The following is a 16,256-nucleotide window of genomic DNA, read 5'->3' on the forward strand; positions in this document are numbered from 1 at the left end:
GAGCAGAGCTCGCTCCTACACAGATCCAGGTGTCAACGTGCCATGATTTTCCAGGCGCGATGGATTTTGGCGTTGCGGGAAAAATCCGGATCGATGGTCTGGGCAGTGATCTCCTCGACGGCATAACGCTCGCCGAGATTGGCTTCCAGTTCGAACTTGCGGAAGTTGTTGGAGAAGTACAACACACCGCCGGGCGCCAGTCGCGCCATGGCCAGGTCAATCAATTGCACCTGGTCGCGCTGCACGTCGAAGACACCTTCCATGCGTTTGGAGTTGGAGAACGTCGGCGGGTCGATGAAGATCAGGTCGTACTCGTCACGACTGGCTTCAAGCCACGCCATCACATCGCCCTGCTCCAGGCGGTTCTTGTCGGAAAAACCGTTCAACGACAGGTTGCGCCGCGCCCAGTCCAGATAGGTTTTCGACAGGTCGACACTGGTGGTGCTGCGCGCGCCGCCCTTGGCCGCATGCACACTGGCCGTTGCGGTGTAGCAGAACAGATTGAGGAAGCGTTTGCCGGCCGCCTCCTTCTGGATACGCATGCGCATCGGCCGATGGTCGAGGAACAGCCCGGTGTCGAGGTAGTCGGTGAGATTCACCAGCAGCTTCACGCCGCCTTCATTGACTTCGACGAACTTGCCCTGCGCCGCCTGGCGCTCGTATTGTTTGGTGCCGCTCTGACGCTCGCGGCGCTTGACCACCACGCGGCTCTTGTCGATGTTCAACGCCTGCGGGATGGCTGCCAGGGCATCGAACATACGGCCCGAGGCCTTTTCCGGATCGATGGATTTCGGCGCGGCGTACTCCTGGACGTGGACCCAATCGTGATACAGGTCGATGGCCATGGAGTATTCAGGCATGTCGGCGTCATACACGCGGTAACAGTCGATGCCTTCACGCTTGACCCACTTGCCCAGGGCCTTGAGGTTCTTTTGCAGGCGGTTGGCGAACATCTGCCCGCCTTCGCTCAGGCGCGGCTGCTCGACCACCGGCGCCGGAGCCGGCATCGGTTTGATCGGGTTGCCGTTCTTGTTGAACTTGCGTTCCTGCGGCTCGTTCGGCGCCTGATCGTAGGCGGCTTGCTCACGCTCGATCTGGCGCTGCTCCGGGGTACGGCGCTCGCCGGTGACGAACTGGTCCGGCAGCACCTTGATCAGCAGCAGCTTGCACGGCAAGGCACCGTTCCAGAACGAATACTGCTTGTGACTGCGGATACCCATGCGCTTGCCCAGGTCCGGCGCGCCGGTGAACACCGCCGCTTCCCAGTTCAGGCAGGCCTGACGCAGGCGCTCGCCAAGGTTCTGGTAGAGGTAGAGCAGGCTCGCCTCGTCACCCAGACGCTCGCCGTATGGAGGGTTGCAGATCACCAGGCCTTTCTGGTTCTGGTCCGGGCGCGGCTCGAAAGTCGCGACCTCACCCTGGTAGATTTTGATCCACTCGCTCAGGCCGGCACGTTCGACGTTGTTGCGGCCCGGTTGAATCAGCCGTGGGTCGGCTTCGTAACCGCGAATCCACAATGGTGTTTTGGCCAGGCCGGCAGCGGCGCGCTCGGACGCTTCTTCGTGGAGTTTTTTCCACAGCGCCGGGACGTGACCGAGCCAGGCGGTGAAGCCCCACTGCTCGCGACGCAGGTTCGGCGCGATGTCGGCGGCGATCATCGCCGCTTCCACCAGGAAGGTACCGACACCGCACATCGGGTCGGCCAGCGCGCCGCCTTCGGCCGCGATACGTGGCCAGCCGGAACGGATCAGGATGGCGGCCGCGAGGTTTTCCTTCAGCGGTGCCGCACCTTGCTGCAGGCGATAGCCGCGCTGGTGCAGGCTGTGGCCGGACAGGTCAAGGGACAGAATCGCTTCGCCACGGTCCAGGCGCAGGTGAATGCGCAGGTCCGGGTTGAGCTTGTCGATGGACGGACGGTCGCCTTGCGGGGTGCGCAGCTTGTCGACGATGGCGTCCTTGACCTTCAGCGCGCCAAAGTGGGTGTTGTCGATACCCGAGCCATGACCGCTGAATTCGACGGCCAGGGTGCCGTCATTGAGCATGTGGTCTTGCCACTCGATGTCCAACACGCCGTGGTACAGGTCTTCGGCGTCCTTCATCGGGAAACGTTTGAGCACCAACAGCACGCGGTTGGCCAGACGCGACCACAGGCACAGGCGATAAGCGGTTTCCATGGTGGCCATGCCGCGCACGGCCGAGGTGTGCTCCCGCGCTTCCTCAAGGCCAAGCCCGACGGCTTCCTCGATGAGCAGGCCTTCAAGGCCTTTTGGGCAAGTGAGGAAGAGTTCGAAACGATCGGACATGGGAATTCCAGAACCTTTAGCTGAGTGACCGGGCAACGCATTGCCGGTCCGGTTTTCAATCAGGCGCTTTTCTCGAAGAGCGCCCGCGTGGCACGAAGGTGTGCCGCTCCACCCCTGCTGCCCGGGTTAAATGAGCTTAGATGCAAGGACAGATAAAAAAGTTGATGCAACAAAATGTCATAAGTCGACCCTTCGTCGAATAGTGCTTCCCGGCAACGGGAGCCATTCTCACTAAAGGATTAAGCCCATCATCCAGCGCAGGGCCGATCATACCGGGGTTTGGCCAATAAATACGGTAAAACACGCTGTTACTTATGGCCTTAACACATGAACAGTTACGTCCTTATGACAAAACGATCATTCCCTCGATGTGACGCATTGGTTAGAACTCAATACAGGTTGGCGCCGCAATGACGCCAACACTTTGGCTCGTCACGCCGGCAACGAGCCCCCAACGGCAGGGTTTCCTGCCAGACCTCAATTGAGGTCGACGCGATAAATACAGTCAACAAGTGAGGGCAACACCCTATGAGAAGACTTAAGCGTGATCCGTTGGAAAGAGCATTTTTGCGCGGATATCAATATGGCGTTGGTGGTAAATCCCGTGAGCTTTGCCCATTTACTCTACCGTCGGTACGTCAAGCCTGGATCAACGGCTGGCGAGAAGGACGCGGCGACAACTGGGACGGTATGACCGGCACTGCGGGAATCCACAGACTCAACGAACTTCACGCCGTCGGCTAATTACAGGGCATAACACTCCGACACGACAATCTGACTTTGTACTGAATTAACCATGCGCGTCCCATCCGGACGGCGGGCTCCGGCCCAGGGGCTCCTTTTATGGAGCCCTTTTTTATGCTCGCTCGTTGGTCCAAACAATCCCCTGTAGGAGCAGCCGGTCGACGCTCGATTGCTCGCGATGGACCTCAACGATGACGCAGCGCATCTGGTAGCCAGCGTTGTCTGTAGGTTTTTCGCGAGCAAGCTCGCTCCTACAAAGGATCAGCGTAGCGCTGCGATTGCGTCTACCGACTCGCGAATCAGCGCCGGGCCTTTGTAGATGAAACCCGAGTAGATCTGCACCAGGCTCGCGCCTGCGGTGATTTTTTCTGCGGCGTGCTTGCCTTCGGTAATGCCGCCGGCAGCGATGATCGGCAGTCGACCACCCAGCTCCGATGCCAGCACTGTCACGGTGTGGGTGCTCTTGTCGCGAACCGGTGCGCCGGACAAACCACCGGCTTCGTCACCATGCTCCAAGCCTTCGACGCCTACGCGGCTCAGGGTGGTATTAGTCGCAATGACGGCATCCATTCCGGTTTCGATCAGCGCTTGCGCAACCTGTGCGGTTTCTTCGTCGCTCATGTCTGGCGCAATCTTGATCGCCAGCGGGACATGTTTGCCATGACGCAATGCCAGTTCCGCGCGGCGCTCGGCCAGATCGGCCAGCAACTGCTTGAGCGAGTCGCCAAATTGCAGGCTGCGCAGCCCCGGCGTGTTCGGCGAACTGACGTTGATCGTCACATAGCTGGCGTGGGCGTAAACCTTGTCCAGGCAGATCAGGTAGTCGTCCACGGCACGCTCGACCGGCGTATCGAAGTTCTTGCCGATGTTGATGCCCAGCACGCCCTTGTACTTGGCCGCCGCCACACGAGCCAGCAGGTGATCGACGCCCAGGTTGTTGAAACCCATGCGATTGATGATCGCCTCGGCTTGCGGCAAACGGAACAGGCGTGGCTTCGGGTTGCCCGGCTGCGGACGCGGCGTGATGGTGCCGATTTCGACAAAACCGAAACCCAGTTGGGCGAAACCATCGATGGCCGCACCACTCTTGTCCAGACCGGCGGCCAGTCCCACCGGATTCGGGAAGTCCAGGCCCATGACATTCACCGGCATCTTCGCCGGGGCCTTGCACAGCAAGCCGTTGAGCCCAAGACGCCCGCCCGCGCCGATCAGGTCCAGGGACAGATCGTGGGAGGTTTCCGGGGAGAGTTTGAACAACAGCTGACGGGCCAGGGTGTACATGGGCGGATTTGACTCGATTGGCGGCGAATTGAGGCGGCGATTATAGCCGGGCATCGGGGCTGCAAGCGAGGCGCGTGAGCAAATCAGCGGTTAATGGCATATGCCTTGCACCAATCCAGGTACCAGCACCCATGCCGACGACGGAATGTGTGCAAAGACAATGGCGTCGTCCACGGCCTGCTCATGCAAGGACTCGGGACGACGTTTTTTTTGCAAGGTGAACACGCGATGAACGAACCGTCAGCCGGCCCTCTGGCCTGGGTCAATGGCAGCGATGCCCCGGAAAAAACCGAAATCAATCTCGGTTTCATGGCCCTGAGCGACTGCGCCTCGGTGGTGGTCGCCGCCACCCAGGGCTTCGCCCAACCCCACGGCTTGACCCTGAATCTCAAGCGCCAGTCGTCCTGGGCCAACCTGCGGGACAAACTGGTCAGCGGTGAACTCGATGCCGCCCACAGCCTCTACGGTCTGATTTACGCCGTACACCTGGGCATCGGTGGCGTGGCGGCGACCGACATGGCCGTGCTGATGGGCCTGAATCAGAACGGCCAAAGCATCAATCTGTCCGGCGGCTTGCAGGCGCTTGGAGTGACCAGTCCTGAAGCACTGGATCGGCACGTGCACCAAACTCGCTCAAAACTCACCTTCGCCCAGACTTTTCCAACAGGCACCCACGCCATGTGGTTGTATTACTGGCTCGCCAGCCAGGGCATTCACCCATTGCAGGATGTCGACAGCGTGGTGGTGCCGCCACCGCAAATGGTCGCGCACCTGCGAGCCGGGCGTATCGACGGGTTCTGCGTCGGCGAACCCTGGTCCGCCAGCGCCGTGCAACAGGACCTCGGCTTCACCCTGGCCACGACCCAGACCCTCTGGCCCGATCATCCGGAAAAAGTCCTGGGCTGCACCCGCGCGTTCGTCGAGCAATACCCCAATACTGCCCGGGCATTGGTGAGGGCGGTTCTGGAGGCCAGCCGCTTCATCGAAGAAAGCACCGAGAATCGCCGCAGTACCGCACAATTGCTCAGTGCCGATCAGTACCTTGACGCGCCACTGGACTGTATCGAACCGCGCCTGCTGGGCGAATACGCCGACGGCCTTGGCCATCGCTGGCAAGACCCGCACGCACTGCGCTTGCACGGGGATGGCGAGGCCAACTGGCCGTACCTGTCCGACGGCATGTGGTTCATGACCCAGTTCCGCCGCTGGGGCTTGTTGCGCGATGACCCGGACTATCTCGCGGTGGCCCGGCAGGTCCAGCAACTGGGCCTCTACCGTGAGGCCGCCAGTGCCGTCGGCGTCGCCTCGCCAGCCGAGGAAATGCGCAGCAGCCAGTTGATCGACGGCAAAATCTGGGACGGCTCGGACCCGGCCGGTTATGCCCGCAGTTTCAAACTGCACGCCATGAGCGACAGCTCCCCTCGATCCGCCAGCCGCTGACAGGAGACCACGAACATGCTGCGTATCCTGCTGATCAACGACACCGCGAAAAAAGTCGGACGCCTGAAGGCCGCCCTGACCGAGGCCGGATTCGAAGTGATCGATGAATCCGGCCTGACCATCGACCTGCCCGAACGCGTCGAAACGGTGCGTCCGGATGTGATTCTGATCGATACCGAGTCACCGGGTCGCGATGTCATGGAACAAGTGGTGCTGGTGACTCGCGACCAGCCACGACCGATTGTGATGTTCACCGACGAACACGACCCCGGTGTGATGCGACAGGCGATCAAGTCCGGAGTCAGTGCCTACATCGTCGAAGGCATTCACGCACAACGCCTGCAGCCGATTCTCGATGTGGCCATGGCGCGCTTCGAAAGCGATCAGGCCTTGCGTGCCCAATTGCAGGCCCGCGACCAGCAACTGGCCGAGCGCAAGCGCATCGAACTGGCCAAGGGGCTGCTGATGAAAATGAAGGACTGCAACGAAGAAGAAGCCTACACCCTGATGCGCCGCCAGGCGATGAGCCGCCAGCAGAAGCTGATTCAGGTGGCGGAGCAGATTATTGCCATGAGCGAACTGCTGGGTTGAACAACATAAAGATCGCAGCCTTCGGCAGCTCCTACGGGATGCACACATTCCCCTGTAGGAGCTGCCGAAGGCTGCGATCTTTTTTGCTTTACCCAAATTTCCGATATGGCACAGATCTGGCTAGGTAATCGGTACAGGTAACCAACGGCGGTTGCCCCACCTACGACAAAGACGTCGCGCACCTCATTTGCCCCAGGCGAATCGGGTGGCGGCGTTTTTTCGTTTTGGCCCCACAGCACGGGGCCGGTGGTGCGGCCGTAACGGCGCCCCACCTGCAAGCTCATGACTCCTTTCGAGACTCTTCACAGCTGAGGTGCGCGATGAATTCAAGCTTCTGGAAATCTGGCCATACACCCACATTGTTCGCAGCCTTCCTCTACTTCGACCTGAGCTTCATGGTCTGGTACCTGCTCGGTCCGTTGGCGATACAGATCGCCGCCGACCTGCACCTGACGACGCAGCAACGCGGGCTGGTGGTCGCCACGCCTATCCTGGCCGGAGCGGTCTTGCGTTTCGTGATGGGGATGCTGGCTGATCGCCTGTCGCCCAAAACCGCCGGGCTGATCGGTCAGGTCATCGTGATCTGCGCGCTGTTCGGCGCCTGGAAACTCGGTATCCACAGCTACGAGCAAGCGTTGCTGCTGGGTCTGTTCCTCGGCATGGCCGGCGCTTCTTTCGCCGTCGCCCTGCCCCTGGCATCGCAGTGGTATCCGCCGCAGCATCAAGGCAAGGCCATGGGCATCGCCGGTGCGGGGAACTCGGGCACGGTGTTCGCCGCATTGATCGCTCCGGTGCTGGCGGCGGCGTTTGGCTGGAGCAACGTGTTCGGGTTCGCCCTGATCCCGCTGATTCTGGCCTTGATCGTCTTCGCCTGCCTGGCCAAAAACGCCCCCGAGCGGCCAAAAGCCAAAGCCATGGCCGACTACTTCAAGGCCCTGGGCGATCGCGACAGCTGGTGGTTCATGTTTTTCTATAGCGTGACGTTCGGCGGTTTCATCGGCCTGGCCAGTGCCCTGCCCGGTTATTTCAACGACCAGTACGGCCTGAGCCCGGTCACTGCCGGCTACTACACCGCCGCCTGTGTGTTCGGCGGCAGCCTGATGCGCCCTCTGGGCGGCGCGCTGGCCGACCGGTTCGGCGGCATTCGGACCTTGTTGGCGATGTACACCGTCGCGGCGATCTGCATTACCGCTGTCGGCTTCAACCTGCCGAATTCCTACGCCGCACTGGCACTTTTCGTCTGCACCATGCTCGGTTTGGGTGCAGGCAATGGCGCAGTGTTCCAGTTGGTGCCGCAGCGTTTTCGTCGGGAAATCGGCGTGATGACCGGTCTGATCGGCATGGCCGGCGGCATCGGTGGGTTTGCCCTCGCGGCCGGCATGGGCGCGATCAAGCAAAGCACCGGCAGCTATCAACTGGCGCTGTGGTTGTTCGCCAGCCTCGGCGTACTTGCCTGGTTCGGTCTACATGGGGTGAAACGTCGCTGGAGAACCACTTGGGGTTCGGCAGCCGTCACCGCTGCACGGGTGTGAGGACTGCATGAGCCTGCAACTGAGCTTCGCCGAACACAGTGCCATCGGCCCCCGCGAGGAGAACCAGGACGCTCTGCGCCTGGTCACTCCGGCCCCGGCGCTGGCGGCGAGCAAAGGTTACCTGTTCGCCATCGCTGACGGCGTCAGCCAATGTGCCGATGGCGGCCTCGCGGCCCGTTCGACCTTGCAGGCCCTGGCGCTGGACTACTACGCCACCCCGGAAACCTGGGGCGTCGCCCAGGCATTGGATCGCCTGCTGCTGGCGCAAAATCGCTGGTTGCAGGCTAACGGTGGTGGCCAACCGCTGCTGACCACAGTCAGTGCCTTGGTGATGCGCGGCCGGCGTTTTACCTTGGCTCACGTTGGCGATTGCCGGGTTTATCGCTGGCACGCCGACACGCTGCAACGGGTGAGCGAGGATCACGTCTGGGACCAGCCGGGCATGCAGCATGTGCTTAAGCGGGCCCTCGGGCTGGATCAACACTTGGTGCTGGACTTTCTCGATGGCGAACTTCGGCTGAACGAGAGTTTCGTGCTGCTCAGCGACGGCATCTGGGCCGTGCTGGGCGACACGGCCATTGCGGCGATTCTGCGGGATCAGCCTGATTTGGACAGTGCCGCGCAAACGCTGGTCAGCGCCGCGCACCTGGCCGGCAGCCAAGACAATGCCAGCGCCCTGCTGGTGCGGGTCGATGCCCTTGGCGAAACCAGCATTGGCGATGCACTGATTCATTTGCAGCAATGGCCACTCCCGCCTGCGCTGAAGCCGGGCCAGGCCTTCGAAGGCTGGCACGTGGAAGGGATCCTCGGCCAGAGCCAGCAATCGCTGCTGTATCGGGTGAGCGACGCGCAGCAACAACCCTGGTTGCTGAAAACCTTGCCCGGTGCGCTCCGTGACGATCACCAGGCCGGGCAGGCATTGTTATCGGAGGAATGGTTTCTCAAGCGTGTGGCCGGGCGGCATTTTCCTGAAGTCCATGCCTCCAGTCAGCGTCAGCATTTGTACTACGTGATGCGTGAATATACCGGGTCTACCCTGGCTGAGCTGCATGAGCGTGTCGCAACGCTGCCACTGGCTCAATGGCTGGACCTGGCCGAACGCCTGCTGCGGGCCGTCGGCATACTGCATCGACGGCAGATTCTGCATCGCGATATCAAACCGGAGAACCTGTTGCTGGGGGACGACGGCGAGTTGCGCCTGCTGGATTTCGGCCTCGCCTACTGCCCCGGGCTGTCCGAAGATCAAGCTTGCGCCCTGCCCGGAACGCCCAGCTATATCGCGCCGGAGGCTTTTCGAGGCGACCCTCCTACGCCACAACAGGATTTGTATGCAGTCGGCGTGACCTTGTATTACCTGCTGACCGGGCATTATCCCTACGGCGAAATCGAAGCGTTCCAGCGACCACGGTTTGGTGTGCCTGTCAGCGCCAGTCGCTACCGGCCCGACCTGCCGGAATGGATCGCGCAAAGCCTGGAGCGCGCGGTGGCTGCGGCTCCGGATCAGCGTTTTGAAACGGCGGAAGAATGGTTGTTGCTACTGGAACAGGGAGAGCGTCGTAGTTTGAGCGTGCGCCCCAGACCGTTGCTGGAGCGCGAGCCGCTGAAAGTCTGGCGGACATTGGCGCTGGTGTCGCTGCTGGTGAATCTGGTGCTGCTGTTTTTGTTGTTTCATGGCTGAGTTTTTCACTGCACCCAAAAGATCAAAAGATCGCAGCCTGCGGCAGCTCCTACGGGTGCCCACGATCCCCTGTAGGAGTTCACCGCAGGCTGCGATCTTTTGATCTTTCTGCTTCAAAACCGGGCATCGCGCCTTGAACCGGTGCACGAAAACAACCTCCTCCCATGACGAAAGCCCATAAATCAGGCCCTTGCGAGAGTTGGCACAACCACTGCATTACCTCATTCAACAGACATAAAGCGCGGGCTTCAACGACGAAGACTGCACTTCCCGAGAGAACGGGACCAGGACAAAGGCGTCCTCGCTAGTTAACTAGCGGGACGCCTTTTTTTGTTTGCGCAAAATTTTGTCGAGCAAGGCCTGAATGCCCTGATGAGGCAGGCCCGAGCTCCCCGGAGAACCTGATGAAAAAACTAAAACTGGTGATGATCGGCAACGGCATGGCCGGGGTTCGCACCCTGGAAGAACTGCTCAAGCTGAGTAATGAACTGTACGACATCACGGTCTTCGGCGCCGAACCCCATACCAACTACAACCGCATCCTGCTGTCGCCCGTACTCGCCGGCGAACAGACGTTCGAAGAGATCGTGCTCAACGATCTGGACTGGTATCTGGAAAACAACATCAAGCTGCTGCTCAACCGCAAAGTGGTGGAGATCGATCGGGTCAAACGCCGGGTCATCGCCGAAGACGGCACCGAAGCCGAATACGATCGCCTGCTGATTGCCACCGGCTCGACCCCGTTCATCCTGCCAATCCCCGGCAATACCTTGCAGGGCGTGATCGGCTACCGCGACATTGCCGACACCCAGGCGATGATCGACACCGCCAAGACCCACAAGCACGCCGTGGTCATCGGCGGCGGCCTGCTGGGCCTTGAAGCCGCCAACGGCCTGATGCTGCGCGGCATGCACGTCACCGTGGTGCACATCGGCGAATGGCTGCTGGAACGGCAACTGGACAAAACCAGCGGCCAACTCCTGCAAACCGCCCTGGAAGCTCGTGGCCTGCACTTTCGCCTGTGCGAACAGACCCAGGCCCTGCACGACGCCGGCAACGGCCGGGTCGGCTCGGTGCAGTTCAAGAACGGCGACATCATCCCCGCCGACCTGGTGGTGATGGCCGCCGGCATTCGCCCCAACACCGAACTCGCGGAAAAATCCGGCATCCCTTGCAGCCGCGGGATTCTGGTCAACGACACGATGCAAACCTACGACCCCCGGGTCTACGCCATCGGCGAATGCGCCAGCCACCGCGGCATCGCCTATGGTTTGGTGGCGCCGCTGTTCGAACAGGCCAAAGTCTGCGCCAACCACCTCGCCCAACTGGGTTTTGCCACCTACAAGGGGTCGGTGACCTCGACCAAATTGAAGGTCACCGGTATCGACCTGTTCTCCGCCGGCGACTTCATGGGCGGTGAAGGCACCGAGACCATCACCCTCTCGGACCCGATTGGCGGGGTCTACAAAAAACTGGTGATCAAGGATGACGTGCTGGTCGGCGCCTGCCTGTATGGCGATACGGCAGACGGCGGCTGGTATTTCCGGCAGATCCGTGAAAATCACGTCATCGACGAGATCCGCGATCACTTGATGTTCGGTGAAAATGCGCTTGGCGACGTAGGACATCAGGGCCAGGACAAAGCCATGAGCATGGCCGACACGGCTGAAGTCTGCGGCTGCAACGGTGTGTGCAAAGGCACCATCGTCAAGGCTATTCAGGAACACGGGCTGTTCAGCGTCGACGAAGTGAAGAAACACACCAAGGCCGCCAGCTCCTGCGGCTCCTGCGCCGGCCTCGTCGAACAGATCCTGATCAACACCGTGGGTGGCGCCGCCGACGTCAAACCGAAAAGCGAAAAGGCAATCTGCGGCTGCAGCGACCTCAACCACGGGCAAATCCGTCAGGCCATCCGCGAGCAGCACTTGCTGACCATCGCCGGCACCATGAGCTACCTGAACTGGCGCACCCCCAATGGCTGCGCCACCTGCCGGCCGGCGCTCAACTACTATCTGATTTCCACCTGGCCGGGGGAAGCCAGGGACGACCCGCAATCGCGCCTGATCAACGAAAGGGCTCACGCCAACATTCAGAAAGACGGCACTTACTCTGTAGTCCCGCGGATGTGGGGCGGTGTGACCAATCCTTCGGAACTGCGGCGCATTGCCGATGTTGCCGACAAGTACAACGTGCCGATGGTCAAAGTCACCGGTGGTCAGCGCATCGACTTGCTAGGCATCCGCAAGCAAGACCTGCCGGGAGTATGGAAAGACCTGGACATGCCGTCCGGCCACGCCTACGGAAAATCCATCCGCACGGTGAAAACCTGCGTCGGCAGCGAGTTCTGCCGCTTTGGCACCCAAAACTCAACACAGCTGGGTATCGAACTGGAACATGACCTGTTCAACATGTGGTCACCGCACAAGGTGAAACTGGCTGTCTCCGGTTGCCCGCGCAACTGCTCGGAAGCCGGCATCAAGGATGTGGGAATCATCGGCGTGGACTCCGGCTGGGAGATGTACATCGGTGGCAACGGCGGGATCAAGACCGAAGTCGCGGAATTCTTCGTCAAACTGAAAACCGCCGAAGAAGTCCGCGAATACAACGGTGCATTCCTGCAGCTCTATCGCGAAGAAGCCTTTTACCTCGAACGCACCGTGCACTACCTGCAACGGGTCGGCATGGACCACATCAAGAAAGCCGTGCTCGAGGACCCGGAGCGGCGCAAGGCGCTCAACGATCGCCTGCAATTCTCCCTGTCGTTCGAGCAGGACCCGTGGAAAGAGCGCCTGGAACAGCCACAACTGAAGAAAGAATTCGACGTCATCCCCGTGAAAAACCTGGAGGTGCTGGCATGAACTGGCTGGATATCTGCGCACTGGAAGAGATCAATGCCCTGGGCTCGCGGATCGTCGCCGGCCCCAAGGGCGACATCGCGATTTTTCGTACCAGCGACGACGAAGTGTTCGCCCTCGACGACCGTTGCCCACACAAGGGTGGGCCGCTGTCCCAAGGTCTGATCTACGGCAAGCGGGTGGCCTGCCCGTTGCACAACTGGCAAATCGACCTGGAAAGCGGCGAAGCCCTGGCCCCGGACATCGGCTGTGCCCATCACCATCCGGCTCGGGTGGAAAATGGCCGGGTGATGCTAGCCCTGCGGGATGCAGGCTGATGGACCGCCAGATCACTGCGTCCACCTGCTGTTACTGTGGGGTCGGCTGCGGGGTGCTGATCGAGCACGACGGTTCACGCATCCTCGGCGTCAGCGGCGATCCGGCGCACCCGGCCAATTTCGGCAAACTGTGCAGCAAGGGCTCGACCCTGCACCTGACCGGCGACGAGACCGCGCGGGCGCTGTTCCCCGAACTGCGCCTCGGTAAAGGCCTGGCCCGCCACCGCACCGACTGGGATACCGCCCTCGATCACGCCGCCAGCGTATTTGCCGCGACCATTGCCGAACATGGCCCAGACAGCGTGGCGTTTTACATTTCAGGGCAACTGTTGACCGAGGACTACTACGCCTTCAACAAGCTGGCACGTGCCCTGGTGGGTACCAACAACATCGACAGCAATTCGCGGCTGTGCATGTCCTCGGCGGTAGTCGGCTACAAGCGCAGCCTGGGTGCCGACGCGCCACCTTGCAGCTACGAAGACCTGGAGCTGAGCGATTGCGTAATGATCGCCGGCAGCAACATGGCCTACGCCCATCCGGTACTGTTTCGTCGGCTGGAAGAAGCAAAATCCCGCCGGCCGCAGATGAAGGTCATCGTCATTGACCCACGTCGTACAGACACCTGCGATCTGGCTGACCTGCACCTGCCGATCTTGCCGGGCACCGATGTCGCCTTATTCCATGGGATTTTGCATTTGCTGCTGTGGGAAGACTGGATCGATCGTGACTTCATCAAAGACCACACCGAAGGTCTGGCTGAGCTGAAAAGCCTGGTACGTGACTACACCCCGCAAATGGTTTCGCAGCTCTGCGGAATCAGCATCGAGCAATTGCAGCAATGTGCCGAGTGGATCGGCACATCCCCAAGCTTTCTGTCGCTGTGGTGCATGGGGTTGAACCAGTCCACTGCCGGCAGCGCGAAAAACAGTGCACTGATCAATCTGCACCTTGCCACCGGGCAGATCGGTCGCCCCGGTGCCGGACCTTTCTCCCTCACCGGTCAGCCAAATGCCATGGGCGGGCGGGAAACCGGCAGTTTGTCCAACCTGCTGCCCGGCCATCGTGATGCCGCCAATGCGCAACACCGTGAGCAAGTGGCGTCCTATTGGGGCGTCGAGCAACTGCCGGAAAATCCCGGGCTCTCGGCGATCGAGCTGTTCGAGCAAGTGCGCAGCGGCAAGATCAAGGCGTTGTGGATCGCTTGCACCAACCCCGCGCAATCCATGCCGGACCAGACGGCCGTGCGCGCCGCCTTGCAAGCCTGCCCGTTCGTGGTGTTACAGGAAGCCTTTCGCACCACTGAAACCGCGAAGTTTGCCGACCTCCTGCTGCCCGCGGCCAGTTGGGGAGAAAAGGAAGGCAGCGTGACCAATTCCGAACGGCGCATTTCCCACGTACGCCAGGCAATCGTCGCACCGGGTGAGGCACGGCCGGACTGGGCAATTACGGTAGATTTCGCACAACGCCTGGAGAAATACCTGCGCCCCGGCCAAAACGGCCTGTTTGCATTTGATAACCCCGCTCAGGTCTTTGATGAATACAAACACCTGACTCACGGTCGCGATCTGGATCTGTCCGGTATCAGCCATGCACTGATCGATCGTCTCGGTCCGCAGCAGTGGCCCTTCCCTGCGGGTGCCGTCGAAGGCACGGCACGGCTCTACGTCGACGGGATATTTGCCACTGCCAATGGACGCGCACAGTTCGTGGCCGATCCGTACCGCGCCGCCAAAGAGCAACGCGATGCACGCTTCCCCCTGACCCTGATCACCGGCCGCTTGCGCGATCAATGGCATGGCATGAGCCGCACCGGCACCGCCGCGCAGTTGTTCGGCCATGTCGGCGAAGCGCAGGTAAGCCTGCACCCTGACGAATTGCGCCGCCATCGCTTGCAGCCTGGGGATCTGGTCAGCCTGAAAAGCCGGCGCGGCGCAGTCATCGTCGCAGTCGCCAGCGATGACAGCGTGCGTCCTGGCCAGGCCTTTTTGCCCATGCACTGGGGCGACCGTTTTCTCAAGGGCGGGGTGAACAGCCTGACCTTGTCCGCGTTCGATCCTTTGTCGAAACAGCCCGAACTCAAGCACAGCGGCGTACGCCTGGAGCCGGTGGACTTGCCCTGGAAACTGTTCGCACTGATCGAGGGTGATGTTCAACGGCATTTTGAGGCGCTACGACCGCTCTGTGAGGCGTTTTCCTACGTCAGCTTCAGCCTTGTTGGTCGTGAACGCCCTGCTCTGCTTGTACGGACTGCCAATACTTCAGCGCCTTCGGCAGAGTTGCTCAGCGAAATCGATCAAAGCCTGGCACTCAATGACGGCCCGGTGCTGGCTTACGACGACCCTCGACGGGCCATTGGCAAGCGGGTGCGAATCGAAAATGGTCGGATCACCGCCATTCGATTGGCCGGTGAAACCCTCGCCCAGCACTGGTTGCAGGGGCTGTGGCTCGAAGGTCGCGCAGACGAGCAACTGCGGCGCTGGTTGTTGGCGCCGCTGAGCGCACCACCGGGCAATCTCGACGCGCCCGTCAACGCGAACAAGATCCTGTGCAATTGCAAGAACGTCGGCCAGAACGCGATCTGCGCCGGCATCGACCGTGGCCTGGACTTGCAGGAACTCAAGCAAGAACTGGGTTGCGGCACGCAATGCGGGTCCTGTGTTCCGGAAATCAAACGCCTGCTGGCTGCCAAGGCGCGGCCAGTCACCGTCATCTCGTGAGGAAAACACTATGAGTGCAAAAGTCTGGCTGGTGGGTGCAGGCCCGGGGGATCCGGAGTTGCTCACATTGAAAGCGGTACGTGCCTTGCGCGAGGCTGATGTGGTGCTGATCGATGACCTGGTCAATGTCGCGGTACTCGAGCACTGCCCTCGGGCGCGGATCATCCCGGTGGGCAAGCGCGGCGGCTGCCGCTCCACTCCGCAAGCATTTATCCATCGCCTGATGCATCGTTATGCCCGGCAGGGTAAATGCGTGGCGCGGCTAAAGGGCGGCGATCCGTGCATTTTCGGCCGGGGTGGTGAAGAAGCGCAGTGGTTGCGTGAGCGCGGGGTCGAAGTCGAGTTGGTCAACGGCATCACGGCGGGCCTTGCCGGCGCGACCCAATGCGATATTCCGCTGACGCTAAGGGGCGTTGCACGTGGCGTGACACTGGTCACGGCGCACACTCAGGATGACAGCAGCCTGAACTGGCAGGCCCTGGCTCAAGGGGGCACCACGCTGGTGATCTACATGGGGGTGGCGAAGCTTAGTGAAATTCGCGAGCAACTGCTGGCCGGCGGAATGGCTCCCGCTACGCCTGTGGCAATGATCGAAAATGCTTCCCTGCCGCACCAACGGGAATGTCGGAGCGACCTGACAACCATGGAAGAAGATGCCTGCGACTTCCAGCTCAAAAGCCCGGCAATCCTCGTGATCGGTGCTGTAGCGACCTGTGATGAGATCAAAAGATCGCAGACTGCATTGGCTGGGTGTTCATCCTTGTAGGGATTAAAAGATCGCGGCCTGCGGCAGCTACT

11 protein-coding genes are annotated in these 16,256 nt (G+C 61.0%); 9 read left to right on the forward strand and 2 right to left on the reverse strand.

Features of this window, described 5'->3' with window-relative positions; all coding sequences use genetic code 11:
* Positions 1 to 32: 32 nt before the first annotated feature.
* The gene (rlmKL, locus tag KGA83_RS24220; RefSeq protein WP_108218903.1) at positions 33 to 2,303 is read right to left on the reverse strand and encodes a bifunctional 23S rRNA (guanine(2069)-N(7))-methyltransferase RlmK/23S rRNA (guanine(2445)-N(2))-methyltransferase RlmL; all 2,271 of its coding nucleotides are present in this window, start codon (positions 2,301 to 2,303) and stop codon (positions 33 to 35) included.
* Positions 2,304 to 2,831: 528 nt separating this feature from the next.
* On the opposite strand from rlmKL, the gene rmf reads away from it, so the two are divergent.
* On the forward strand, positions 2,832 to 3,047 hold the full coding sequence (gene rmf, locus KGA83_RS24225; RefSeq protein ID WP_003223300.1) for a ribosome modulation factor: 216 nt from the start codon (positions 2,832 to 2,834) through the stop codon (positions 3,045 to 3,047).
* A 261-nt stretch (positions 3,048 to 3,308) separates the two neighbouring features.
* Here rmf and KGA83_RS24230 read toward each other — a convergent pair whose 3' ends face one another.
* Positions 3,309 to 4,328 (reverse strand): quinone-dependent dihydroorotate dehydrogenase, encoded by a 1,020-nt coding sequence (locus KGA83_RS24230; RefSeq protein WP_223531084.1) that lies wholly within the window; start codon positions 4,326 to 4,328, stop codon positions 3,309 to 3,311.
* Between the two features lie 228 nt (positions 4,329 to 4,556).
* Here KGA83_RS24230 and KGA83_RS24235 point away from each other — a divergent pair, with 228 nt between their 5' ends.
* The 8 genes from KGA83_RS24235 (at position 4,557) to cobA (ending at position 16,224) form a co-directional block, all read left to right on the forward strand.
* Positions 4,557 to 5,768 (forward strand): CmpA/NrtA family ABC transporter substrate-binding protein, encoded by a 1,212-nt coding sequence (locus tag KGA83_RS24235; protein ID WP_108218905.1) that lies wholly within the window; start codon positions 4,557 to 4,559, stop codon positions 5,766 to 5,768.
* 15 nt (positions 5,769 to 5,783) lie between these two features.
* Positions 5,784 to 6,359 carry an ANTAR domain-containing response regulator gene (locus tag KGA83_RS24240; protein ID WP_108218906.1) on the forward strand — a complete coding sequence of 192 codons (576 nt, stop codon included), beginning with the start codon at positions 5,784 to 5,786 and terminating at the stop codon, positions 6,357 to 6,359.
* 320 nt (positions 6,360 to 6,679) lie between these two features.
* Positions 6,680 to 7,891 carry a nitrate/nitrite transporter gene (locus KGA83_RS24245; RefSeq protein WP_108218908.1) on the forward strand — a complete coding sequence of 404 codons (1,212 nt, stop codon included), beginning with the start codon at positions 6,680 to 6,682 and terminating at the stop codon, positions 7,889 to 7,891.
* 7 nt (positions 7,892 to 7,898) lie between these two features.
* Positions 7,899 to 9,569 carry a bifunctional protein-serine/threonine kinase/phosphatase gene (locus tag KGA83_RS24250; RefSeq protein ID WP_108218909.1) on the forward strand — a complete coding sequence of 557 codons (1,671 nt, stop codon included), beginning with the start codon at positions 7,899 to 7,901 and terminating at the stop codon, positions 9,567 to 9,569.
* A 404-nt stretch (positions 9,570 to 9,973) separates the two neighbouring features.
* A complete protein-coding gene (gene nirB / locus KGA83_RS24255) occupies positions 9,974 to 12,427 on the forward strand; it encodes a nitrite reductase large subunit NirB (protein WP_108219053.1) in 2,454 nt (817 codons plus the stop codon).
* On the forward strand, positions 12,424 to 12,741 hold the full coding sequence (gene nirD, locus KGA83_RS24260; RefSeq protein WP_108218910.1) for a nitrite reductase small subunit NirD: 318 nt from the start codon (positions 12,424 to 12,426) through the stop codon (positions 12,739 to 12,741). Before nirB ends, nirD begins: the two co-directional genes overlap by 4 nt.
* Positions 12,741 to 15,458: a nitrate reductase gene (locus tag KGA83_RS24265; RefSeq protein ID WP_108218911.1), complete on the forward strand. Its 2,718-nt coding sequence runs from the start codon at positions 12,741 to 12,743 to the stop codon at positions 15,456 to 15,458. The genes nirD and KGA83_RS24265 overlap by 1 nt, the downstream gene beginning before the upstream one ends.
* A 10-nt stretch (positions 15,459 to 15,468) precedes the next feature.
* Positions 15,469 to 16,224, forward strand: a complete 756-nt coding sequence (cobA, locus tag KGA83_RS24270; protein ID WP_108218912.1) for a uroporphyrinogen-III C-methyltransferase — start codon at positions 15,469 to 15,471, stop codon at positions 16,222 to 16,224.
* Positions 16,225 to 16,256: the final 32 nt, after the last annotated feature.

Origin of the sequence: Pseudomonas sp. GL-R-19 (genome assembly GCF_019956375.1) — a bacterium.
In the GTDB taxonomy this organism is placed as follows: Bacteria; Pseudomonadota; Gammaproteobacteria; order Pseudomonadales; family Pseudomonadaceae; genus Aquipseudomonas.